Genomic DNA, 21,440 nt, shown 5'->3' with positions numbered 1-21,440 from the left:
GATCAATCTCCCGTTTCTCTGGCAACTTGCAGGTCGCCTTGCGCCGCGACGCGGCGTTCACGCCGGGCCGACCAGCGTTCGCCGAGGCCGAGCACGACCTTGGAGATTGCAGGCAGGACGAGCAGCGTGAGGATCGTCGCAGCGATCAGGCCGCCGATCACGACGGTAGCCAGCGGTTTCTGCACTTCGGCGCCGGTGCCATGTGCGAGCGCCATCGGCACGAAGCCGATGGCGGGGACGAACCCGGTCATCACGACCGCGCGCATCTTCTCTTTGGTGCCCTCGATGATCGCGTTGCTCAACTCCATCCCGGCGTCGAGCCGCTCGCGGATTGCCGTCATCACGACGAGACCGTTGAGCACCGCGACACCAGCGAGGCAGATGAACCCGACGGCCGCCGACACCGAAAAAGCGATCCCGGTGAGGGCGAGCGTGAACACGCCGCCGGCAAGGCCCAGAGGTACGGCGAGAAAGACCGCGGTCGCCCGCGCAAAACCGCCCAATGCCATGTAGAGCAGCCCGAAGATCACCGCGAAGCACAAGGGCACGACGATCGCGAGCCGCTGCGACGCCGCCTGCAGGTTCTGGAACTGCCCGCCCCATTCGAGATAGGAGCCGGCGGGCAGTGCCACCTTGTCGACCGCCGCCTGCGCCTCGGTCACGAAGGATCCGACGTCGCGACCGCGCACATTGGCCTGGATCACGACGCGGCGCTTGCCATTCTCGCGGCTGATCTGGTTCAGCCCTTCGCTGAACCGGAACTGTGCCACCTGGGACAGCGGTACCGATTCCCGCGTGCCGTTTGCTTCGTTCGGCAGCAGCACCGGCAGGCTGGCGAGCGCGTCAAGGCTCTCGCGGGTCGTATCCGGCACCCGGACGGTGATCTCGAAGCGCCTGTCGCCCTCGAACACCAGGCCTGCCTCGCGGCCGCCCATCGCGGCGGCGACCGTGTCGGCGACCTCCTCGACGGTGAGCCCGAACCGGGCGATGGCCGCGCGGTCGAAGTTGACCTCCAGCGTCGGGGAGCCGCTGGTCTGCTCGGCTTTCACGTCCGCCGCACCCGGTACCCCCTGGATCGCTGCGACGATACGGTTCGCCGCGGCCCCCATCTTGTCGAGATCGTCGCCGTAAAGCTTGATCGCGACGTCCCCGCGCACACCGGCGATCAGTTCGTTGAAGCGCAGCTGGATCGGCTGGCTGACTTCATAGACCTGTCCCAACCGTGCGCCCGTCACCTTCTCGATACGCTTGAGAACGTCCTCCTTCGTCTCGACTCCGGCCGGCCATTCTTCCTGCGGCTTGAGAATGACGAATCCGTCCGAGATGTTCGGCGGCATCGGGTCAGTCGCAACTTCGGCGGTACCGGTTTTGGAGAACATCAGTTCGACTTCGGGCAGGCTGGTGACGGCCTGCTCGACGCCGCGCTGCATCATCAGCGACTGCTCGAGCGCCACGGAGGGTACACGGGTCGACGCGACCGCCAGATTTTTCTCGTCAAGCTGGGGGATGAATTCCTGCCCCAAAAGGCCGAACACAAAGGCCGAGGCCGCAAAGAAGGCGAAGCCCGCGCCGATGAACGGCCAGGGCGTTGCCACGGCGCGTTCGAGGAGCGGCGTATAGCGCGCCTTCGACTTGGCGATCAGCCAGACCTCCTTCTCCGCGACCTTGCCGCGGATCAGCAGCGCGATCAGTGCCGGGACGAGAGTGAGCGAGAGAATGAACGCGGCGACCAGCGCCAGCATGATCGTGATCGCCATCGGCGAGAACGTCTTGCCTTCGACACCGGTGAACATGAGCAAGGGCGCAAAGGCGAGCAGGATGATCGCCTGTCCGAACACGGTCGGCTTGATCATCTCCTGGCTCGCCCGCATCGTGACCTCGAGGCGTTCCCGGAGCGTCAGCAGACGACTTTCATGCTCCTGGCGGTGCGCCAACCTCGCAAGGCAGTTTTCGATAATGATCACTGCACCATCGACGATCAGCCCGAAATCGAGCGCGCCAAGGCTCATCAGGTTTCCAGGAACGCCGAACGCGTTCATCCCCATCGCCATCATCAGGAACGAGAACGGGATCACGAGCACAGCGATCAGCGCGGCGCGCCAGTTGCCGAGCAGCAGGAACAGCGCTGCCGCGACCAGCAATGCGCCTTCGGCAAGGTTGCGCTGGACCGTGCTGACGGTCGCGTTGACCAGCTTCGAACGGTCGAGCACCGGGGTAACCATGATTCCTGGCGGCAGCGACTTCGCAGTCGTGTCGAGGCGGTCGCGGACCGCCCCGGCGACGGTGCGACTGTTCTCCCCGATGAGCATCAGTGCGGTACCAATGACCGCCTCGTGACCGTTCATGCTCGCAGCGCCGGTGCGAAGCTCGCCGCCGACACGCACAGTGGCGACATCCTTCACCGCGACCGGAACGCCGCCGCGAGTCGCGACGATCGCGTCCGTGATTTCATCGAGGTCCCGGATACGGGCGTCTGCACGCACGAGGAACGCCTCGCCGCCACGGTTGAAGTAGTTGGCGCCGACCGCGAGGTTAGCTGACTCGAGTGCCTTGGCCAGTTCGGAAAAGGAGATGCCGAACTTCGAGAGCTTCACCGGATCGGGTTCCACGACATATTGCTTGGCATAGCCGCCGATCGAATCGATGCCGGCGACGCCCTGAACGGTGCGGAGCTGCGGGCGGATGATCCAGTCCTGCACCGTGCGCAGATAGGCAGCGCGCGAGATCTCGTCGGTCAGCCGGTCGCCCTCAGGCGTGAGGAAGCTGCCGTCGCGCTGCCAGCCGGGCTGACCATCCTTGATCGGCGCGCCCTTGCCGCCGGGATTGGTGAAATCGACCGAGTACATCAGCACTTCGCCAAGTCCGGTGGTGACCGGCCCGATCTGTGGCTGGACGTCGTCCGGAAGCGTGTCCCGGGCCTGGGTCAGCCGCTCGCTGACCTGCTGCCGTGCGAAATAGAGGTCCGTCCGGTCGGTGAAGATCGCGGTGACCTGGCTGAAGCCGTTGCGCGACAGCGATCTGGTTGTCTCGAGTCCGGGAATACCGGCGAGTGCAGTTTCGATGGGGAAGGTGACGCGTTTCTCGATCTCGCTTGGCGAAAGACCGCGTTCGACGGTGTTGATCTGGACCTGGCGATTCGTGATGTCGGGCACCGCGTCGATCGGCAACTTGGTGAGCTGCCACAAGCCGACACCGGCTATGGCGAGGAACAGGAAGAGCACCGCCCAGCGTGCGCGGACGGATAGCCCGATTAGACTTGCGATCATGGGTTGGTTCCCGATGGCGCGTCGACCATGTCGGCGGAGCCGACATAGGACACGATGATATTTGCTACGGCTCCGGCATCGGCGATCGGCAGGCGGACGGAATAGCGCCCGGACCGCGAGCCGCGCACCGGGATGCTGCCCCAGTGCGTGTCGGCGACGACTTCGGGGCGGCCATCGGCGAAATGCGCCACAACGTGCAGGTGCCCCGGGATCGGGCCCACCGACAAAGCCGGGCGCCGCACCATTCCGGACACGAGCACAGTGTCACCTTCATCGCTGGCCGTCACCGTCCAGATCTTGAGCTGCTTGCCGGACGCCGACTGAAGCGGGACCGCGAGGCGCGGGCCATTGGCGCATGCCGAAATCGTCATGACCAGCAGACCCGCGGCGGCGATCGCCGCCGCTTTGATCCCGCTCATTCCTCTTCCCCCGCGCCCTTGCCAAGTTCGGCCTTGAGCAGGAACGCCTGCCGCGTGGCGACCGTCTGGCCATTGGACAGACCGGTCAGGACCTCGACACGACCGGCACTGCGCCGACCGAGAGTGACGGAGACCGCACGGAAGCCCTGCGGAGTCCTCACAAAGACGACGTCGCGCCCCTCGAGCGACTGGACCGCCTCCTCCGGCACGACAATCGCCGTCGTGGTTTCGCCGCGGCTCGGCTTAAGCCGGACACGGACTGCGAGGCCGGGCTGCAGCTCGCCCCCGGCCACGTCGAGCACTGCCGTTGCTGCGCGTGTCTCGCCGCTCAGGGTCGGGGTGACGGCCCGCACTCGCGCGTTGACGGTTCTGCCGTTGGCCATTTCGACCACCGCGGTATCGCCCGCGGCAATGCGGCCTGCGTCCATCGAGCCGACCGGCGCCTCGATCTGGATCAGCCGGGGATCGGCAACACGGAACAGCTCGGTCTCGGGTTGCACGAAAGCACCGAGGGTCACGGCAGTCGATGTCACGCGCCCCGAGATCGGACTCGCCACGATGACGCCTCTGCCGTCGCTCGTGACATTGGCGGCACCTGCCGCAGCCTGGGCGCGCCGCGCCTCCGCGTTCGCCGCCGCGGCTTCGGCCTGCGCCTGTTCGAGATCGACGCGTGCCGACACGCGTTGCCTGTAGAGATACTGCTCGCGCGCCAGGCCCTTCTGGGCGAGTACAGCCTTGGCATTGGCCGAGGTGCGCTCGGCTGCGATCTGTGCAGCCTCGCGGCTTTCGACGATCGCCAGCGCCTCGCCGGCGCGGACCGGATCGCCGAGCCTCTTGAAGACGCGCGTGACGGCACCCCCGGCGCGCGCGGTAACCATGGCCTCGCCGCTTGGAGACGCAGTGACGGTCGCCTGCGAGACGATCTCGGCACCGAGACCGCCCGCGCTCACCGCTTCGGTCTGGATGCCGGCCGCCTTGATGGCCTCGCCGGTCATGGTGAGGCTGTCCGGGGCGGCTTCGGGCGCTTCCTCTGCGGCGGCAGGTTCCTGCGCGGTTGGCGCCGGCGTCGTATAACGCGCGACGGTGAAGCCGCCGATGGCGGCGAGCAGAACGGCTCCGCTCACGCCGCCGAGAAGGCGTTTGTCGTTGAAGGTCATCGAATGTCTCCGGCAAAGTCGGGCGCAGGCGCGGTCAGGCGCGCCAGTCGGGCCTCGGCGTCGTGAAACTGGAAAAGCGCGTCGATCGCCTGCGATCGCGTCTCGGCGAGCGTGCGTTCGGCCTCGAGCAGAATGATCTGGTCAAACTTGCCCTGGCCGTAGCCGATCCGCGCTATCCGCGCGGCCTCGGCTGCAGCCTCCAGTGCCGGCCCCGAAGCACGTACCGTGGCGGCCGCATTGTCGCGTTCGGCGCGCGCGCTGGCGATCGCCTGCTCGGCATCGAGACGGGCAAGCCTGAGGCGAGCATCGAACTGGCTGCGTTCGGCGCGCGCCTGGGCAATCGAAGCGCGGCCGTTGTTGAAGAAGGGCAGCGGGACCGATACGCCCAGCACCGCCGCGACGTCGTTCGTCGCCTCCAGCCGCCGCGTGCCGGCGGTGACCGTCAGGTCAGGCACGCGCTGACTCTGCGCCAGCCGGACGTTTGCGGTGGCGATCGACAGATCGGCCGCCGCGGCCGCATAAGCCAACGTGCCCTCGGCGCGAGGAGGAACTTCCGGCCCGGGCTTGCCCGCCTGGTCGAACCAGCGCTGATCGAGCGGTCCGACGACCGGGCTTCCCGTCAGCCGGCCGAGATTGGCGCGGGCGACTTCAGCTGCGCGTTGATCGCGCTCAACGTCGGTCTTCGCATTGATCTGCTGAACCGCGGCGCGCTGTTCATCGATCGGGGAAGTAGCGCCGACCATGACGCGGTCGTTCGCAACACGCAGAGCTTCGTCGGTAATGCGCAGCTGTTCCTGCGCCACCGTCAATCGCCGCTCGGCAGCGACGGCTTCGTTATAAGCCTGGGTGACCCGTAGCCTCACATCGGCGAGCGCGATCTCGGCTTCGAGACGTGCGCGGGTCGTCCGCGCGTTGGCGACGCCGATGCGTGCGCCTCGCTTCCCCCCGAGCTCGATCGGCATCGAGAAGCCGATGGTCGTCTCGGCACTGTCGAGCCCACGATAGGGTCCGGTGCCCGCGACATTCTCGGCTTCGATAGAAACCGAGGGATTGGGACGAAGGCCGGCAACGGTTCGGCCGGCCTCCGCTCCCTGGATGCCGAAGCCGGCAGCCTCGGTCGAAGGGGACGCTGCGCCGGCTTGCGACAGCGCTTCATCAAGCGTGGTTACGTCGACAGACTCGACGGGTGGCGACGTTTGCGCCTGCGCGATACCTGCGCAGGACGCCGCGGCGAGAAGCGCCGCGATGAAACGAGACATATTGGGGATTCTCCCTGACATTCGCGAGAGCTCCGCGCGTCATGGACGCACGGAGAGACGGCGATGTCAGGCGATCGGCGGCCTCAGGTCGCGGTGAGACGCGAACGCCGCCGGAGGCACGCCCGGCCCGATGCCGCTTTGAAGCGAGGTGCGCACGAAAGCGACGTCGATCCAGTCGGAGACCGGGATACCCAATTCGTGCGAGTGGCTCACATTGTGATGGTGCGGCGCGGCCTTGTCGCTGTCGCCGCGGACTTCATCGGCGTCACCGGGGGCATGGCCATACGCGTCGGCGGCAACCGCAACGCAACCGGTTGCTTCGGAGGCATAAGCGGCCGATGCCTGGAAGCCCGACCACAGAGTCAGGACCAGCATCAGACTTGCGATCAAGGCGATCAGCTTGCGCATCCGGCCGGCCCCTATCTCAAAACGCTACCATTTGGTAGACCTATTCGACGCAAGATTGATCCTGCGGCGAAAAAATATTAGTCGGATCAAGTTAAAAGAAGCGGACCAGCTTCACGTTATTTCATCACAAAGGTGTCGGACCCAGTAATTTTACGTAACTGATCGCGTTTTGCTGAAGGTTTGAGCTCACTACTTGCCTGCCGCAAGATTTGTATCCCACCGGTCAAAGCCAACGCCGCCATAATCGCGGCTACCGCAAGATCAGGCCATTGGGTGCCCGTGCCGAAGACGCCGGCCGCCGCGGCCAGCACCGCAAGGTTGCCGATCGCGTCGTTGCGCGAGCAAATCCACACCGAACGCATGTTCGCATCACCCGACCTGTAGCGATAGAGCATCGCGGCAACTGCACCGTTCGCAATCAGGGCCAGGAGGCCCACGATACCCATCGTCTCGGCGCGTGGCACGCCGTCCCCGAAGGCGGCGGCAATCGTAGTAACGACCACAAAGGCACCGAACGCAAGGATCGTAGCACCCTTGACCAATGCGGCGCGCGATCTCCAGCGGAGCGCCATTCCCGCGACGCCAAGACTGATCGCATAATTCGCCGTGTCCCCAAGGAAGTCGAGCGCGTCGGCCTGCAGAGCCCGCGAGCCCGACGCGATGCCGGCGACGATTTCCGCCACGAACATGGCGGCGTTGATTGCGAGCGCAATCCAAAGGACGGTGCGCCAGGCTTTATCTGTTTTCGCGTCCTTGGTTTCGGGGACGCAGCTGCTGCAAACCATGCCGTTCACCTCGCCGGGGATAACACGACGACTTTTATGCACTCTGAAGCCGCTTCAGGGTCAAGCGCTCAATGATCTTCTCAGGATGCGAAGCTGGCGGCGGGACGACCGAACCAACTTTACGCGCCTCGATGTACCCGGAAGAAACTAACGGGATCGCGCGTCTGCGAACTCAGTAGCGAGGTCGCTCGACAGCCGTGGCATGGCCGGCGCGCAAGTTTAGCCCCGCAGGGCCGGCCGAATCGCTCCCGTCGCCAGGGAGGCTCGGCTATGTCCGCTTTCTGATCAAGGCTAGCAAGGTGAAGGCGATGCCGGCCCCCGCGGTAATCGCCATTATGCCGAGAATTCCGTCCAGCTGTTTGATTGCGAGAGGCGTCAGCATATGCAGGCACACTGCCGCCAACGACAGAGGCGCAAGGGCCGCTACGGTGCCAAGGACGATCAGGCCGGCCGAGTCTTTTCGCCGTTGGTTTTTCGCCTCCCGGCTATCGGCACGCCTTGGTCGAACGCTCCTCATGACGATTGCATACACCTATGATCATGATCCGGTATCACGATTGCCCGACCTTACCGGTGACAGTGGAGCTGAGCTTGCACAAACGCAACGGCTGCACCCGCAATGGATGAGTCGTGGCGCAGTTGAAACCAGGCGCGACGCAGGCGCCCGCCGTTGCGGATCATTTTCACTCGTGGCTTCGATGTCCTCGCTATATTCAGCCTGCAACAACTTCAGGGTTAAGGCCAGCAAATGCAGATCGGCGAACTCGCACGATCGACCGCGACGAAGGTCGAGACAATTCGCTTCTATGAGAAGATCGGTTTGCTGCCGGTCCCGGCGCGGACCGAGAGCAATTATCGCGACTATGGACCCGCGCATCTGGCCCGCCTTTCCTTTGTCCGGCGGGCACGCGACCTCGGCTTCACGCTCGATCAGGTCCGTGCCCTTCTTGCCCTCTCCGACGAGCGGGACAGCTCGTGCGGCGCGGTGGACGCGGTTGCGCGCAAGCATCTCGCGGAGATCGACCGGAAGATTGCGGACCTGCGCGCGCTGCGGCGCGAGCTCGACGATCTGATCGGCCAATGCTCGCAAGGGTCCATCTCGACATGCCGGATCATCGAGGCGCTCGGGCCGGTCGAGGCCGCTTGACCCTCTAGTAACTACAGGTCCTAGAATGATCCGCGACTCGCTGCGGAGGTGACAAATGAGCGACTGCGGATGTGAGACGGACACCGCGCGGGCGAGTACCGATCCCGCCTACCGGCGCGCGCTATGGATCGTGATCATTCTCAACCTCGGTTTCGGTGTGGTCGAGCTGGTCGGCGGATTCATCGCGAACTCGCAGGCGCTGAAGGCCGACTCGCTCGATTTCATCGGTGATGGGTCGATCACGCTTTTCGGCCTCATCGCGCTCGGCTGGACTGCCGTCGTTCGCAGCCGCATCGCGCTCGTCCAGGGATTATTCCTCGCGTCCCTCGGTTTTGGCGTGATCGGATATGCCGCGTGGCGCGCAGTCGTCGCGCTGCCGCCCGAAGCCGAGCTGATGGGCGGCATCGGCATTGCCGCGCTGGCGGTCAACGTCGCCGCGGCGCTGGTCCTCGCACGGTTCCGGGATCAGGGCGACGCGGCCTCCCGCGCGATCTGGCTGTTCTCGCGCAACGACGCCCTCGCCAATATCGCAGTCATCGTCGCCGCCCTCCTCGTCGGCTGGACGAGGCAGGCCTGGCCCGATCTTGTCGTCGCCGGCGTCATCGCGCTGCTGTTCCTGCATTCGGCCTGGGACATCATCCGTGACGCGCGCCGCGAGCTTGCGGAACACAGGAGGACGCCCGCTTGAACGAACGCGCCTACACGCCGCCCCTCGGAACCGGCGACACCGCCGACTATGATCGGGCGATCCGTCGCTGGACCCGCGAGATGCGCTGGCGCCGCGCCATGATCGGCCTGCTCGCACCGCGACCCGGCGAAACCATCGTCGACGTCGGCTGCGGCACCGGGAGCTTCGCGGTAATGCTCAAGACCGCCCGTCCCGAGGTGAAACTCATCGGCATCGACCCCGATGCGGAAGCGCTGGCGATCGCGCGGGCCAAGGCTGATGCCGCCGGTCTCGACATCGGCTGGGAACGCGGCTTCGCACGCGACATCGACGTCCGCTCCGCCGACGCGTTGGTCTCGAGCCTGATGTTCCATCAGATGCCGCTGCCCGAGAAAGAGGCAGGGCTTGCCGCAATGTTTGCCTCTCTCAGACCGGGCGGGCGGCTTGTGATTGCCGACTATGGCCGGCAGGCAGGCCTCATGCGCCTGCTGTTCCGGCTGACCATCCAGCGGCTCGATGGCGTGACAGACACCCAGCCCAATGCGGACGGCGTTTTGCCCGCGCTCGTCGAAAAGGCCGGATTCGCCAATGTCAGAGAGTCCGGGCACATTCACACCGTGACCGGTACGATATCGCTGATCGCAGCGGATCGGCCCGGCTAACAGGGAGATGGCGTCTTGGACCTCTTGGCGGAGCAGCGGCAGATAAGGAAGCAGGCGGTCCTGGCCCTTCTGCTCTGTGCAGCGGTCTCCGCGGCGAGCGTCTTCTTTCTGCCCGAATGGGTTGCTTTCCCAAGTGAAACCGACGCGCGGCTCGCTCTCGCGATCCAGACCAGCCTCGTCCACTTTGGCGCTGTTCTGCTCGCGGTCCGCCTCGTCGCGAGCGGACGCTACCGCTCGGAGGCAGACATTGACGGAGCCGCCACGGGGCCTCCGAGTCCGGCGCTCGCGATGAAGGTCGCATTCCTCCAGAACACGCTCGAGCAAGCCTTCCTGGGCGTCGGCGCGCATCTGCTGCTCGCCTCGGTTGCCGGTGGCCGCTGGCTGGGCCTTCTCGTCGCCTCCGCCTTGCTGTTTGCGATCGGCCGGCTCAGTTTCTATCGCCGCTATCCCGAAGGCGCCGGCGCGCGCGCTTTCGGCATGGCCACGACCACGCTCGCCTCGCTTGCCTGCTATCTTGCCGCTGCCATCTTCCTTTTGCGCCGGCTATTCGGCGGGTGACGCCGACGCGCCCGCCGGGGAGGTCCGGCGGCTGTTGAGCCAGAAGCCGCCGGCCAGGACGACAATCGCCGCAATCTGTGCCAGCACGCTCTGGATTGTCGGGAACAGCCCCAAAATCTCGACCCGCGGAACGCTGGCGAGCGGCCGCACGCCGAGAATGCCGGCTTCCTGCAACCCCGCGATGCCCTTGCCGGCAAGAACGACCGCCAGGATCGCGATCAGGATCGAGCTCCACGAGAAGAATTGGGTGATCGGCAGTCGCGCGCTGTAGCGCAGCATCGCCGAGGCGATGAGTGCGAGCAGCGCCGCTGCTGCGCCGGCGCCGGCGAGCATCGCTGCGCCGTTCCCCTCCGCCCACAGCGCGGCATAGAACAGAATCGTCTCGAATACTTCGCGATAGACGACGACAAAGGAGAGCAGGAACAGGAGCCATCCCGATCGCCGCGACAGCGCGGCGGTGACCTTTGCCTTGACGTACCGCTGCCAGGCTTCCGCGTTGCTCTTGCCGTGCATCCAGATGCCGACAGTGAGCAGGATGACGGCCGCAAACAGCGAGCCGAACCCCTCGGTGAGCTCGCGCGACGCACCGCTCACGCTGATGAAATAAGTGGCGACGAACCAGGTCGCGATCCCGGCTGCGAGCGCCGCGATCCAGCCCCCATGAACGAATCCGAGCACCTCGGGGCGCTCGGTCTTTTTGAGAAAGGCGATCATCGCGACGACGATCAGCAGCGCCTCGAGGCCCTCCCTCAGCAGCACGCCGAACGCGCCGAGAAAGCTCGATGCACTGCTTGCCCGCTCAGGCGCCAGCGCCGCTTCGGCCTCGGTGAACAGGCTTGCCAGCGACCGGTTGGCGGCCTTGACCTCGTCAGCCGGGCGGCCTTCACCAATCGCGGCGCGAAGCTCGCCCATGGCGCGCTCGATCCGTGCCATCAGCGGCGCATCGCGGGCGGCCAGCACCGGCTCGACCGGCTCGAATCCGTCGAGATAGGCGGAAAGCGCGAGGTTGGCCGCCGCCTTGCGGTCGCCGGCGCGATAGGCGGCGAGGCTTTGTTCGAGCCGCTCGCGGGTCAACGCAAGCGAGCTCCCAGCTCGCGCCGTGACGGCGTCGGGATTGCGCCGCAGATAAGCAGTGAGCGCCGTCGCCTTGTCACTGCCGATGTCGGCGGCCAATGCGGCAGGGGTGACGCCGACCAGCGCTGCGAGATTGGGGAATTTGGCCCGGATCGCCGCATCCTTGTGCCACAGCCGTTCGCCCTCGCGGGCCGCGGCCTCTGGATAGGCGAGCTGGCCCGCATGAAGGGCCAATGCCCAGCGGTCAGATTCGGGAAGTGCTGCAAAGCTCTGCATCGCCGTCCCGTCCAGGCCCTGGCTGATCACCTGATACAGGCCGAACAGGCTGCGTTGGTCTGCGCGGGACTTGTCGGTGAAGGCGATCGGGGGCGGATCGAGCCTGGCCGCATTCGGACCGTGGCCGTCCCCTGTCGCGCCATGACAGGCGGCACAGTTCTGCGCGTAGAGCGTCGCCGCGCGCGCGAGGTCCGGCGGTGCCGTCGGCGCGAGCGGCACCGGGTAAGCGGCGAGCAGCGCCGATGCGAGCGTCCGGGACTGTTCGGCCACAGCCTCCGGCAACGCTTTCGCGGCGATCGCGCTGCGCAGCGCTTTCGTGCGACGCAGCAGGTCTGCCTTGGCGGCCGTTGACGCGAGGGCCTGGACCCGCGCCTCGACCTGGCCGGCGAACTCCGTCATCTCGGCATATTCGGCGTCGCTGACGATCTTGCCGCCCGACACCGCCCCTGGATAATCGACCGCAATATAGTCGAGCAGGCGCCAGGTCGTCTGCACTTCGGCATCGTTTGCCCAGGATTTTGCCGGCAGAGCCAGCAAGAGCATGGCAAGCCAAAGCGCGAACCAACCCACAATCGACGGTCGAAGAGGTGCGCAGAGGGAGGCAGCGGATTGGCGAACGTGCATCGACGACTCACTTGTTGAGAATGATTCGCGGTTTGCACCCTCTACCCGCTAGAGGGTCAAGCGTGTTTTGTTGAAGCGGGCTGCAACCCCGAAGCTCCTGATCGAAGACGACGTGGCCGTCCGAGGCTCACTCGGCGGGCGAAGTCGCTTCCTGGTCGACCCGCCGGCCCGGCGTTTCGGGACGGATCGCAATCAGGGAGTGATCCGTGTCGCCGGTAATTGGCCGGTTCGCGGCCTTGCGCTCGGAATAGCGGTCCACCAGTTGCGCGCTATGCGGGCGCAGGAGAACCGTGAAGCGAACCAGCTCCTCCATCACGTCGACGATGCGGTCATAATAGCTGGACGGCTTCATGCGCCCTGCCTCGTCGAATTCCTTGTACGCCATCGCCACCGACGACTGGTTCGGGATCGTGAACATCCGCATCCAGCGGCCAAGCAGTCGCAGCGTGTTGACTGCGTTGAACGACTGCGAACCGCCGGAAACCTGCATCACCGCGAGCGTGCGCCCCTGTGTCGGGCGCATACCCTTCATCTCGAGCGGAAGATGATCGATCTGCGCCTTCATGATGCCGGTGATCTGGCCATGCCGCTCGGGACTACACCACACCTGACCTTCCGACCACAAGGCGTGCTCGCGCAGTTCATGGACGGCGGGATGATCGTCGCCCGCAACCTGGTCCGGAAGCGGCAGGTCGCTCGGATCGAAGATCCGGGTCTCGGCGCCGAAGAGCTGGAGCAGCCGCGCCGCCTCCTCGACGGCGAGCCGCGAGAAGGAGCGCTGCCGGAGCGATCCGTACAGCAAAAGGATTCGGGGGCGCGGCCGATCGTCGCCGAGACCGAGGGCCGGGCGCGGGATCACGAACGCGGGATCTAGTGCGGGGAGATGCCCTGGATCGACGAGATTGCGGATACGGCTCATGCGGCTCTCGGTGCGAAAAGGATGATGCTGGCGCCGAGGAGGCAGATCGCCGCCCCGCCCAGATCCCAACGGTCGGGGCGTAGCCCCTCGACGGCCCAAAGCCAGCCCAGCGAAGCGCAGATATAGACGCCCCCATAGGCGGCATAGGCTCGGCCGGCCGCATCGCTGTCCACCAATGTCAGCAGCCAGGCGAACAGAGCAAGCGACATCAAGCCGGGCACCAGCCAGAGCGGGGAGTGCCCGAGCCGAAGCCACGCCCAGAATGCGAAGCAGCCGGCGATCTCGGCGAGCGCTGCGCCGATATAGACCAGCGCCGTCATGCCGCTTCATACCATGGACGAGTGCGCTTCACGATCGCGACCACCGACAACATCACCGGCACCTCGACGAGCACGCCGACGACGGTGGCAAGCGCGGCACCGGACTTCAGCCCGAACAGCGAGATCGCGGCCGCCACGGCAAGCTCGAAGAAGTTGGACGCGCCGATCAGTGCCGAGGGCGCCGCGACGCACCACGCCACGCCGAATTTCCGGCTCAACCAATAGGCCAGCCCGGCATTGAAATAGACCTGGATGAGGATCGGCACGGCGATCAGCGCAATCACCAGCGGGTGCGCGATGATCGCCCCGCCCTGGAACCCGAACAGCAACACCAGGGTCGTCAGAAGCGCGATCAGCGAGACAGGCCCAAGCCGGCCGAGCGCCCGATCGAGTCCGGGCTGTCCCGCCGCCGACAGGACGGCGCGGCGGATGATCTGGGCGACGATAACGGGCACCACGATGTACAGTGCGACAGAGATCAGGAGCGTGTCCCAGGGCACGGTGATCGACGCGACGCCGAGCAGCAGCGCGACCAGAGGCGCAAAGGCGAACACCATGATGATGTCGTTCAAAGCGACCTGGCTCAGCGTATAGGTCGGATCGCCGTCGCACAGGTTGGACCAGACGAACACCATGGCGGTGCACGGCGCGGCGGCGAGCAGGATCAGGCCGGCGATATACGCGCTGATCTCGGTTTCCGGCAGGAATGGCCGGAACAGGAAACCGAGGAAGAAGGTGCCCAGCAGCGCCATCGAGAAGGGTTTGACCGCCCAATTGATGAACAGCGTGACGCCGACTCCCTTCCAGTGCCGCCGGACCGACCCAAGCGCAGTCAGGTCGATCTTGAGCAGCATCGGGATGATCATCAGCCAGATCAGCACCGCAACGACCAGATTGACCTTCGCCACCTCCGCCGCGGCGATCGTCGCGAAAAGACCGGGCACGGCGTAGCCGAGCGCGATCCCGACGACGATGCAAAGCGCGACCCAGAGGCTGAGATAGCGCTCGAAAGTGGCCATCGGGGCCTTCGCGGCGGTGCTCATTGTACTGCCGGACTGGTGGAAGAGCCGTCCCCCAGAGCGATCTGCATATAGACGCTGTCCAGCCAGCGGCCCGCCTTCCAGCCCATCGCGGGAAGCCGTCCCGCATGCGCGAAGCCCAGCGCCGCATGGAGCGCGATCGAGGCCGGCTCGGCGCCCCCGATCACGGCGGCCATCTGCCGGAAGCCCTGTTCCGTCGCTGCCGTCAGCAGGGACGCCAGAAGCGCGCGGCCGATCCCCCGCCGCGCATGGTCGACCGAGACATAGATGCTGTCTTCGCACGACCAGGCATAGGCTGGCCGGTCCCTAAACTGGGTCGCGTAGCAATAGCCGAGAACCGTCTCCCCCTCGCAGGCGACGAGGAACGGCCAGCCCTTCGCCGTGATATGCTCGATCTTCTCTCGTGTGGCCGCGGCCGACGGCGGCACCGTCTCATAGGTCGCGGTGCCGTACAGCACATGATGGGCGTAGATGTCGGCGATCGCGGTTGCGTCTTCAGGCGCGACGGGACGGATCGAGATGCTCATTGCGGCGATGATTCCACCACCTGCCCGTCCTCCTTGATGAAAGTCGCGCGCTGTGGCGCGTCGAGCAACTCCAGCACCGCCTCGGACGGTCGGCACAGCTTCACGCCCAGCGGCGAGACGACGATAGGCCGATTGATCAGGATCGGGTGGTCCATCATCGCATCGATGAGCTGGTCGTCGCTCAGCGACGGATCTCCAAGGCCGAGCTCGGCGAAGGGCGTGCCCTTCTCGCGCAACAACGCGCGCGGCGTCAGCCCCATACGCTCGATCAGCCACACGAGCATCGGACGTGATGGCGGGGTCTTAAGATACTCGACGACATGCGGCTCGATCCCGGCATTGCGGATCATCGCCAGCGCGTTGCGGGAAGTGCCGCAATCGGGATTGTGATAGATGATCACATCGACTGTCATTTCGGTCCTCAGCAGCAGGCGGTGAGTTCGGCGACCAGCGGCTCGCAAAGTTCCGCGCGGCCCTGGCAGCAATCCTTGGCGAGGAAGGTCATCAGCTCGCCTAGTGCCTCGATGCGGGCGCGCTGGATGAAATGGCGGCCCTTTTTGTCCGACTGGACCAGACGAGCCTTGGCGAGCACGGCAAGATGCGTCGAGAAGGTGCTCTGCGACAGCTCCAGCGTCTCGGCGAGCGCGCCTGTGGAAAGGCCTTCCGGCTCGTGCCGGACGAGCAGACGGAAGGTCGACAGGCGCGTCGGGTGCGCGAGGGCGGCGAGCATCTCGGTGGCGCTGTCCTGATCCATGCATCGGAAATAGCCGATGGAAAACGCGCGCGCAAGATGCATCGCATTTTGCCGATGTGTCGCGATCGGGCATCCCCGACGGCGAGGCTTGGGCGCGATGGAATCGAACCATATTGGCGTGAACCCATGGGTGGATGCTTGCCATGAAAGGTCTTGGCGGCTTAACCTTTGCCCGTGCCGTGAACATTCGGCACCGAGGCGTGAGAACCTCGTAGGGTGCCCTCTTCACTGGCCGACCGCCGGGTGGCCGACGCGCATGTCCAGGCTTCGCAGCTAAAGGCGTCGGCGCATGTAAACCCTACGTGTTCTCAACACCCGGCTTCGTGCCGGAGCCGTCTCGATCAGGAGACGGATCATGGCAGGCGCGGCAAAGGCGACGGGTAACGCCCGGTGCGAACGATGAAAGGGCCGGCGGCGTGCCCGTTCACCGCGCTCGGCGCCTCCGGGCCGGATTCGGTCGACATCGATCAGCTGTATCGCGACGAACGCTCGTCGCTGGTGCGCTTCTTTGCGCGCAACCGTTCGGCCGCGCACGAGGCCGAGGACCTCGTGCAAGAGGCCTTTCTACGCATCGTCCCCACCGAAGGGGGCGCTACGATCGCCCGGCCGGCGAGCTATCTTCGCCAGATCGGCCGCAATCTGCTCAGGGACCGGGCACGGTCCGCCGAACAGCGGTACATGGCGCCCGACGCCGGCGTGGAACATGCCATTTCGGACATTGATGAGCTTGGCCGGCTGGAGGCCCGCGATAGTCTGCGGCGCCTCGAAGCGGCCATGCTTCGCCTGAAACCCCGGTCGAGGGACATCTTTCTCGCCCATCGTCTTGATGGCATGACCTATCTCGAGATCGCGGAGCAGACCGGGCTGAGCATGAAACGCGTCGAGAAGATCATGTCCAAGACGATCGGGCAGCTGACGCGCCTGATGGAGCAGGATGCCTGATGCCGGACGGCGACGGCACCCGCGAGGAAGCCACGCGCTGGTGGGGCCGCATGCATGGTCCGCATGCCGAAGAATCGCGCGCCGAATTCGAGCGGTGGCGCAACGCCGACCAGCGAAACGCCGCCGAATATGCCGCGCTCGAGCGCACCTGGGCACTGGCGGAAGGGCTCGGCGCAACCGCGGTCGGGCGTGCGCGCGGACTGAAGGCGCAGCCGCGGTCGCGCGCCTGGGTCACCGCGCCGCGTCTTGCCCTTGCCGCCGCCGCGATGGTCATCCTCGCTCTCTTCGTAACGCTCCAGCCGGGGCGCAATCCGAGCCTCTCGTTCGTCGCCGAGGCGCATGCGACCGCGGTCGGCGAGATCCGCACCGTGAAATTGCCCGATGGCTCTTCGGTGACGCTCGACACCGATACGCGCGTCGAGGTCGATTTCGACGACAAGGTTCGCAAGGTAAGGCTGGAACGCGGGCGCGCGCGCTTCGAGGCCCGGTCCGATCCGGTTCGCCCCTTTCTGGTCGAGGCCGGGGGCAAGGTCGTCTCCACGCACGACGCGGGCTTCGACGTCGAGGCGGCACCGGCCGGCCTCGGTATCGTGTCCCTGCACGGCGGGTTGGAGGTGCGGCGGCAGGCGGGCGCGCCGGTGGAGTTGCGGCTCCAGCCCGGACAGTCGGTGCACTTCGCCGCAAACGGTGACCCGCGCTCCCAGGTGGAGCCTGCCGGGAAGGGCAGCGAGCAGTGGGTGTCGGGGATGCTGGTGTTCCACGGCGCGCCCTTGTCGGCAGTGCTTGAAGAAACCAATCGCTACAGCCGGCCCGGCATCGCGCTTGGCGATCCGTCACTCGGCGCGATCAAGGTCACCGGCGCTTTCCGTCCCCTGCCGGCCGACGAACTCGCGGCGAGCCTCGCAGCTGCGCTGAAGCTTCGGGTTGCGCGTGACCCGAGCGGCAAGCTGATCCTCGCGCGACCCTAGCCGCAAATTTATTTTGCACCGGGTGGGGGGGTAAGTCCGCTCCATCTCGTCCTGCCCTGATGTCCGCGCCGAATACGCGGGTCCGGGAGGGACATGATGCGAAAGAAAATTGGGGTCGTACTTCTTTGCAGCGCGGCGATGCTTGCCACGCCGGCCGCGCAAGCGCAGCAGGACGGCACGCGCGACTATGACATCGTCGCGCAGGATCTTGGCACTGCGATAACCCAGGTCGCGCTCAGGTCCGGCACGCAGATCATTGTCGCCGACGATCTTGTCCGCGGTCGCCGGGCGCCTGCGCTCCGGGGCCACTATTCCGTTGACGCGGCGCTTGCTGCCTTGCTGGGCGGGACCGGCCTTCGCGCCGTCATGGTCGGCAGCACGCTGGTTATCCGGCGCTCCGACGCGCCGGACCAGGATGCGGAGGGCGGCGACATCATTGTCACGGGCACCCGCATTCGCGGCCGTGGTCCGGTCGGATCGGCAGTGATCACGATCGATCGAAAGGCCATCGATCAAAGCGGCTACGCTACGGTCCAGCAACTGGTTCAGTCGATCCCGCAGAATTTCGGTGGCGGTCCAAACGAGGCGGCACCGGGCGGTACGCTCAGTCAATCGGCGAGCCTCAACACCGCGCGCGGCTCGGGCGTAAATTTGCGGGGTCTCGGCACCGGTTCCACCCTCGTGCTGCTCAATGGCGACCGGCCTGCGCTCGGTGGCGTGACCGGGGTGTTCGCCGATGTCTCGATGATCCCGCTGGCCGCAATCGCGCGCATCGAGGTCGTCCCCGACGGCGCCTCTGCCATCTACGGCTCCGACGCAGTGGCAGGGGTCGTGAACGTCATCCCGCGTCTCGACTTCACCGGAGCGGAAACGGGTTTCCGGATCGGAACCGCTGACGGGGATTATCAGGAATATGGCGCCAGCCAATTGCTCGGCACCCGCTGGGCCGGCGGACGGGCGATGATCGCCTACGGGGGTAGTGGCGGGGCGGCTAGTGGATGAAGATGTCCGAGAAGCAGATGCTGCCGTCGAACAACGCCATCACCGCGAGGTGCGCGCGTTTCTGCACACCGTATCGCTCACGGGCGTGCTTGAGATGTTGGATGACGGTCTCATGGCTGACGCCGAGGATGCGCGAGATCTCCCAGTCGGTCTTGCCGCGGGCGGCCCAGAGCACGCAATCACGCTGGCGATCGGTCATCGGCATCGTCGGCTGCGGTGAACGGCGCGGCTGGGCGATGCGTCTGGCGGCTTCGAAGGCGAGGCCGCCTACTAATTGTGCGACCAGCCGGTGCTCCTGAGGAAGTCGTGCGTCGTCGGCGACCGCGAAGGAGCAGGAGCCGTTATACTCGCCGGGCACATGAGCAGGAACGGTGAAGCCGTCGCCGATCCCGAAGCGTCGAGCCTGGCGCAAGACTTCCTGGTCGCCGTGCGTGAGCTGGATCATCTGGGGCACACTGGACCAGGTGAAGCCCATATTGGCGACATGACTTGCCCGATGGATCGGATCGAAACGGCCAAGTGCCCTTTCGTCGAACCATTCTTCCCAGCTGCCCGGATAATTGTGGAGGCGAATCCCGACGTCGGGAGCGATTGCGAAGTCCACGTGATGCGTCAGGGCGAAATACCGGAAGCCCATGGCTTCGCTGCTTTCGGAAAGCGCATCGAAGAGATCGGGTAAAGCAGCAGCACTTTGCACTATTGTTTCAAATGCTTCCGCAAGCATCAGCCTTGCCATGGCAACCGCCATCGTTAGCAAGGGTGGCCCTACACACCACATGCCCGGTTCGACTAAAACCACGCGTCCGCACAACTTCTCAAGGCGGCGGCTTTGTGAAGCTTTGTCTTTGCTTCAACAAATTGAACTGGATGTCAATATCCGCTATTGATGGCAGTATCGGTCCTCGCTCTATGCGCTGCATTCCTCCCCGCACTTGCTTTGTCCGAAATTTGTAGGCATTTTTCGGACATGGCTGATCTACCTTCCCTACCCGCCCAGATCAGGGACCGTATCGCGGCTGCCGCGCGCGGCGCAGTCTGGACGCCGGCCGACTTTCTGGATCTTGGCTCCCGCGACGCAGTCGACAAGGCATTGCAGCGTCTCGTCACGGACGACCAGCTCCGCCGGATCGATCGCGGTCTTTATGACAAGCCGACCCATAACGCCCTGACGAAAAAGCCCAACCCCGCCGACCCCCGCCAGGTGATCGACGCCGTCGCCCGGCGCGACCAGATCCGCGTGCTTGTTGACGGCATGACAGCCGCAAACGACCTCGGCCTTACAAACGCTGTGCCCTCCAGAATCGTCGTTCACACCGATGCGAGGCTGAAGGCGATCGAGCTCGGCAAGATGACAATCACTTTCAAGCCGACCGCGGCAAGCAAGCTATATTGGGCTGGCCGGCCGGCGATGCGTCTCGTCCAGGCGCTCCACTGGCTCCGCGACACGCTCGGCGATGCCGATGACCGCGCCAACCTGCGCGCACGTATCGACGCGATGCTGCGCACAGGGCAGGATGCCGCCCTCCTACGCGCGGACCTCGCCGATGGCATCGCGACTTTGCCTGCCTGGATGCAGGACCTGCTGCGCCCGATGCTTGCCGAGGATCCGGCATGAACCCGAACTACGACATCATCCTCGCCTCTGACGACGAAACCCGGGCAGGCCTGTTCACCACGACCGCACAGCGTCTCGGCACGACGCCCCAGAATGTCGAGAAGGATTTCTGGGTCTGCTGGACGCTCGACGCCCTCTTCAACGGGCTGCCGCCGGGCCCGCGCCTGCTGTTCAAGGGCGGCACCTCGCTCTCCAAGGGCTTCGGCTTGATACGCCGATTTTCCGAGGACATAGACGTGACGGTCTTCCGCAACGATCTCGGGGAAGGCTACTCGGTCGAGCAACTGGAGGCGATGTCCGGCAAGAAGCGTCAGGCAGCGCTCGACGCGATACGGGCCGCTTGCGAGGCGCACATCAACGGGCCGTTGCTCGAGCAGATATCGCAGATCGCCGCGGCCGCTTTGGAGCGAAACGGGATCGAAGGTGGGCGGCTCCGCATCGAGCCCGACGCCGAAGACAGCCAGACCCTGCTGGTCTACTATCCGACCGCCACCGGGGGCGACGCGTACATCGACAAGCGCGTGCGGATCGAGTCCGGCGCGAAATCGGCACTCGACCCCAATTCGGTACGCACCATTGCTCCCTATGTCGCCGAGGACGTGCCGGACACGGACCTCGACGTCGCCAACGTCACCATCGTCGACGCGGATCGCACCTTCTGGGACAAGGTCGTGATCCTCCACGGCCTCAGGCACTGGTTCGAAAGCAAGGGCGTCCTCAAGGGCGGCGGCCACCGCATCTCGCGACACTATTACGATCTGCATCAGTTGATGCTGTCGGATACCGGCAGGCAGGCGCTCGCCAATCCCGCTCTTGGTGCCGACTGCGTTGCCCATGCGCGGATGTTCTTCAACCGTCCTGCATTCGATCTGGCGTCCGCCAAGCCTCCGACCTTCGCACTGGTGCCGGAGAGAGACATGTACGACGACCTGCGCCGCGATTATGCCGCGATGTCGGGTATGATCTTCGGGGCCGCGCCCCGCTTTGAGGATGTCATCGAGACGATCGCCAAGCTGCAATCCCGCGTAAACGCCACGTAACGACGAACCGC

General features: G+C 65.5%; 23 protein-coding genes. 9 read left to right on the top strand and 14 right to left on the bottom strand.

What is annotated here, in order from left to right; all coding sequences use genetic code 11:
* Positions 1-2 precede the first annotated feature (2 nt).
* The 6 genes from BXU08_RS16645 to BXU08_RS16620 form a co-directional block, all read right to left on the bottom strand.
* Positions 3-3,266 (bottom strand): efflux RND transporter permease subunit, encoded by a 3,264-nt coding sequence (locus BXU08_RS16645; RefSeq protein WP_150125556.1) that lies wholly within the window; start codon positions 3,264-3,266, stop codon positions 3-5.
* Positions 3,263-3,685: a hypothetical protein gene (locus BXU08_RS16640; protein ID WP_077511070.1), complete on the bottom strand. Its 423-nt coding sequence runs from the start codon at positions 3,683-3,685 to the stop codon at positions 3,263-3,265. Before BXU08_RS16640 ends, BXU08_RS16645 begins: the two co-directional genes overlap by 4 nt.
* Positions 3,682-4,842, bottom strand: a complete 1,161-nt coding sequence (locus BXU08_RS16635; RefSeq protein WP_077511069.1) for an efflux RND transporter periplasmic adaptor subunit — start codon at positions 4,840-4,842, stop codon at positions 3,682-3,684. The genes BXU08_RS16640 and BXU08_RS16635 overlap by 4 nt, the downstream gene beginning before the upstream one ends.
* Positions 4,839-6,101: a TolC family protein gene (locus tag BXU08_RS16630; protein ID WP_077511068.1), complete on the bottom strand. Its 1,263-nt coding sequence runs from the start codon at positions 6,099-6,101 to the stop codon at positions 4,839-4,841. The genes BXU08_RS16635 and BXU08_RS16630 overlap by 4 nt, the downstream gene beginning before the upstream one ends.
* A gap of 66 nt (positions 6,102-6,167) precedes the next feature.
* Positions 6,168-6,509 carry a hypothetical protein gene (locus BXU08_RS16625; RefSeq protein ID WP_077511067.1) on the bottom strand — a complete coding sequence of 114 codons (342 nt, stop codon included), beginning with the start codon at positions 6,507-6,509 and terminating at the stop codon, positions 6,168-6,170.
* Between the two features lie 116 nt (positions 6,510-6,625).
* A complete protein-coding gene (locus BXU08_RS16620; protein ID WP_077511066.1) occupies positions 6,626-7,294 on the bottom strand; it encodes a cation transporter in 669 nt (222 codons plus the stop codon).
* A 748-nt stretch (positions 7,295-8,042) separates the two neighbouring features.
* On the opposite strand from BXU08_RS16620, the gene BXU08_RS16615 reads away from it, so the two are divergent.
* The 4 genes from BXU08_RS16615 to BXU08_RS16600 are packed head-to-tail and all read left to right on the top strand — an operon-like array spanning position 8,043 to position 10,328.
* Positions 8,043-8,441: a helix-turn-helix domain-containing protein gene (locus tag BXU08_RS16615; RefSeq protein ID WP_077511065.1), complete on the top strand. Its 399-nt coding sequence runs from the start codon at positions 8,043-8,045 to the stop codon at positions 8,439-8,441.
* Positions 8,442-8,496: 55 nt separating this feature from the next.
* Positions 8,497-9,129 (top strand): cation transporter, encoded by a 633-nt coding sequence (locus BXU08_RS16610; protein WP_077511064.1) that lies wholly within the window; start codon positions 8,497-8,499, stop codon positions 9,127-9,129.
* Positions 9,126-9,770: a class I SAM-dependent methyltransferase gene (locus tag BXU08_RS16605; RefSeq protein ID WP_253190406.1), complete on the top strand. Its 645-nt coding sequence runs from the start codon at positions 9,126-9,128 to the stop codon at positions 9,768-9,770. Before BXU08_RS16610 ends, BXU08_RS16605 begins: the two co-directional genes overlap by 4 nt.
* A gap of 15 nt (positions 9,771-9,785) precedes the next feature.
* Positions 9,786-10,328, top strand: a complete 543-nt coding sequence (locus tag BXU08_RS16600) for a hypothetical protein (RefSeq protein ID WP_077511063.1) — start codon at positions 9,786-9,788, stop codon at positions 10,326-10,328.
* On the opposite strand, the gene BXU08_RS16595 is transcribed toward BXU08_RS16600, so the two are convergent.
* From BXU08_RS16595 to BXU08_RS16565, 7 genes are all read right to left on the bottom strand, one after another.
* Positions 10,314-12,221, bottom strand: a complete 1,908-nt coding sequence (locus tag BXU08_RS16595; protein WP_253190405.1) for a cytochrome c/FTR1 family iron permease — start codon at positions 12,219-12,221, stop codon at positions 10,314-10,316. The two genes, BXU08_RS16600 and BXU08_RS16595, sit on opposite strands and share 15 nt — an antisense overlap.
* 208 nt (positions 12,222-12,429) lie before the next feature.
* Positions 12,430-13,221 (bottom strand): arsenical resistance protein ArsH, encoded by a 792-nt coding sequence (arsH, locus tag BXU08_RS16590; RefSeq protein WP_077511061.1) that lies wholly within the window; start codon positions 13,219-13,221, stop codon positions 12,430-12,432.
* The gene (locus BXU08_RS16585; protein ID WP_077511060.1) at positions 13,218-13,541 is read right to left on the bottom strand and encodes a YnfA family protein; all 324 of its coding nucleotides are present in this window, start codon (positions 13,539-13,541) and stop codon (positions 13,218-13,220) included. Before BXU08_RS16585 ends, arsH begins: the two co-directional genes overlap by 4 nt.
* A complete protein-coding gene (gene arsB, locus BXU08_RS16580; RefSeq protein WP_253190404.1) occupies positions 13,538-14,560 on the bottom strand; it encodes an ACR3 family arsenite efflux transporter in 1,023 nt (340 codons plus the stop codon). The genes BXU08_RS16585 and arsB overlap by 4 nt, the downstream gene beginning before the upstream one ends.
* 20 nt (positions 14,561-14,580) lie before the next feature.
* A complete protein-coding gene (locus tag BXU08_RS16575) occupies positions 14,581-15,108 on the bottom strand; it encodes a GNAT family N-acetyltransferase (protein ID WP_077511058.1) in 528 nt (175 codons plus the stop codon).
* Complete coding sequence (gene arsC / locus BXU08_RS16570; protein ID WP_077511057.1) at positions 15,105-15,521, bottom strand: arsenate reductase (glutaredoxin); 417 nt, start codon at positions 15,519-15,521, stop codon at positions 15,105-15,107. The genes BXU08_RS16575 and arsC overlap by 4 nt, the downstream gene beginning before the upstream one ends.
* 8 nt (positions 15,522-15,529) lie before the next feature.
* Positions 15,530-15,862, bottom strand: a complete 333-nt coding sequence (locus BXU08_RS16565) for a helix-turn-helix transcriptional regulator (RefSeq protein ID WP_077512525.1) — start codon at positions 15,860-15,862, stop codon at positions 15,530-15,532.
* Between the two features lie 399 nt (positions 15,863-16,261).
* Between BXU08_RS16565 and BXU08_RS16560 the strand changes: the two genes are divergently transcribed.
* From BXU08_RS16560 to BXU08_RS16550, 3 genes are all read left to right on the top strand, one after another.
* On the top strand, positions 16,262-16,804 hold the full coding sequence (locus BXU08_RS16560) for an RNA polymerase sigma factor (RefSeq protein ID WP_077511056.1): 543 nt from the start codon (positions 16,262-16,264) through the stop codon (positions 16,802-16,804).
* On the top strand, positions 16,804-17,772 hold the full coding sequence (locus BXU08_RS16555) for a FecR domain-containing protein (protein WP_077511055.1): 969 nt from the start codon (positions 16,804-16,806) through the stop codon (positions 17,770-17,772). The genes BXU08_RS16560 and BXU08_RS16555 overlap by 1 nt, the downstream gene beginning before the upstream one ends.
* 138 nt (positions 17,773-17,910) lie before the next feature.
* Positions 17,911-18,774 (top strand): TonB-dependent receptor plug domain-containing protein, encoded by an 864-nt coding sequence (locus BXU08_RS16550; protein WP_171982553.1) that lies wholly within the window; start codon positions 17,911-17,913, stop codon positions 18,772-18,774.
* On the opposite strand, the gene BXU08_RS16545 is transcribed toward BXU08_RS16550, so the two are convergent.
* Positions 18,764-19,510 (bottom strand): LuxR family transcriptional regulator, encoded by a 747-nt coding sequence (locus BXU08_RS16545; RefSeq protein WP_253190403.1) that lies wholly within the window; start codon positions 19,508-19,510, stop codon positions 18,764-18,766. The genes BXU08_RS16550 and BXU08_RS16545 overlap by 11 nt on opposite strands.
* 150 nt (positions 19,511-19,660) lie before the next feature.
* On the opposite strand from BXU08_RS16545, the gene BXU08_RS16540 reads away from it, so the two are divergent.
* The gene (locus tag BXU08_RS16540; protein ID WP_216352880.1) at positions 19,661-20,389 is read left to right on the top strand and encodes a DUF6088 family protein; all 729 of its coding nucleotides are present in this window, start codon (positions 19,661-19,663) and stop codon (positions 20,387-20,389) included.
* On the top strand, positions 20,386-21,429 hold the full coding sequence (locus tag BXU08_RS16535) for a nucleotidyl transferase AbiEii/AbiGii toxin family protein (RefSeq protein ID WP_077511051.1): 1,044 nt from the start codon (positions 20,386-20,388) through the stop codon (positions 21,427-21,429). Before BXU08_RS16540 ends, BXU08_RS16535 begins: the two co-directional genes overlap by 4 nt.
* Positions 21,430-21,440 lie beyond the last annotated feature (11 nt).

The organism is Sphingomonas sp. LM7 (assembly GCF_002002925.1).
Classification (GTDB): Bacteria; Pseudomonadota; Alphaproteobacteria; order Sphingomonadales; family Sphingomonadaceae; genus Sphingomonas.
The sequence above is the reverse complement of the archived record's forward strand: the minus strand, read 5'-3'. Positions and strand labels throughout refer to the sequence as shown.

What these genes read in the sequence shown, in the direction of transcription:
- BXU08_RS16585 (WP_077511060.1), bottom strand. Translation starts at nt 13,541, where the DNA reads ATGACGGCGCTGGTCTATATCGGCGCAGCGCTCGCCGAGATCGCCGGC.
- BXU08_RS16625 (WP_077511067.1), bottom strand. Translation starts at nt 6,509, where the DNA reads ATGCGCAAGCTGATCGCCTTGATCGCAAGTCTGATGCTGGTCCTGACT.
- BXU08_RS16610 (WP_077511064.1), top strand. Translation starts at nt 8,497, where the DNA reads ATGAGCGACTGCGGATGTGAGACGGACACCGCGCGGGCGAGTACCGAT.
- BXU08_RS16565 (WP_077512525.1), bottom strand. Translation starts at nt 15,862, where the DNA reads ATGGATCAGGACAGCGCCACCGAGATGCTCGCCGCCCTCGCGCACCCG.
- BXU08_RS16615 (WP_077511065.1), top strand. Translation starts at nt 8,043, where the DNA reads ATGCAGATCGGCGAACTCGCACGATCGACCGCGACGAAGGTCGAGACA.
- BXU08_RS16640 (WP_077511070.1), bottom strand. Translation starts at nt 3,685, where the DNA reads ATGAGCGGGATCAAAGCGGCGGCGATCGCCGCCGCGGGTCTGCTGGTC.
- BXU08_RS16620 (WP_077511066.1), bottom strand. Translation starts at nt 7,294, where the DNA reads ATGGTTTGCAGCAGCTGCGTCCCCGAAACCAAGGACGCGAAAACAGAT.
- BXU08_RS16635 (WP_077511069.1), bottom strand. Translation starts at nt 4,842, where the DNA reads ATGACCTTCAACGACAAACGCCTTCTCGGCGGCGTGAGCGGAGCCGTT.
- arsC (WP_077511057.1), bottom strand. Translation starts at nt 15,521, where the DNA reads ATGACAGTCGATGTGATCATCTATCACAATCCCGATTGCGGCACTTCC.
- BXU08_RS16535 (WP_077511051.1), top strand. Translation starts at nt 20,386, where the DNA reads ATGAACCCGAACTACGACATCATCCTCGCCTCTGACGACGAAACCCGG.
- arsH (WP_077511061.1), bottom strand. Translation starts at nt 13,221, where the DNA reads ATGAGCCGTATCCGCAATCTCGTCGATCCAGGGCATCTCCCCGCACTA.
- BXU08_RS16550 (WP_171982553.1), top strand. Translation starts at nt 17,911, where the DNA reads ATGCTTGCCACGCCGGCCGCGCAAGCGCAGCAGGACGGCACGCGCGAC.
- BXU08_RS16545 (WP_253190403.1), bottom strand. Translation starts at nt 19,510, where the DNA reads ATGGCAAGGCTGATGCTTGCGGAAGCATTTGAAACAATAGTGCAAAGT.
- BXU08_RS16595 (WP_253190405.1), bottom strand. Translation starts at nt 12,221, where the DNA reads ATGCTCTTGCTGGCTCTGCCGGCAAAATCCTGGGCAAACGATGCCGAA.
- BXU08_RS16630 (WP_077511068.1), bottom strand. Translation starts at nt 6,101, where the DNA reads ATGTCTCGTTTCATCGCGGCGCTTCTCGCCGCGGCGTCCTGCGCAGGT.
- arsB (WP_253190404.1), bottom strand. Translation starts at nt 14,560, where the DNA reads ATGGCCACTTTCGAGCGCTATCTCAGCCTCTGGGTCGCGCTTTGCATC.
- BXU08_RS16540 (WP_216352880.1), top strand. Translation starts at nt 19,661, where the DNA reads ATGGCAGTATCGGTCCTCGCTCTATGCGCTGCATTCCTCCCCGCACTT.
- BXU08_RS16575 (WP_077511058.1), bottom strand. Translation starts at nt 15,108, where the DNA reads ATGAGCATCTCGATCCGTCCCGTCGCGCCTGAAGACGCAACCGCGATC.
- BXU08_RS16555 (WP_077511055.1), top strand. Translation starts at nt 16,804, where the DNA reads ATGCCGGACGGCGACGGCACCCGCGAGGAAGCCACGCGCTGGTGGGGC.
- BXU08_RS16560 (WP_077511056.1), top strand. Translation starts at nt 16,262, where the DNA reads ATGAAAGGGCCGGCGGCGTGCCCGTTCACCGCGCTCGGCGCCTCCGGG.
- BXU08_RS16645 (WP_150125556.1), bottom strand. Translation starts at nt 3,266, where the DNA reads ATGATCGCAAGTCTAATCGGGCTATCCGTCCGCGCACGCTGGGCGGTG.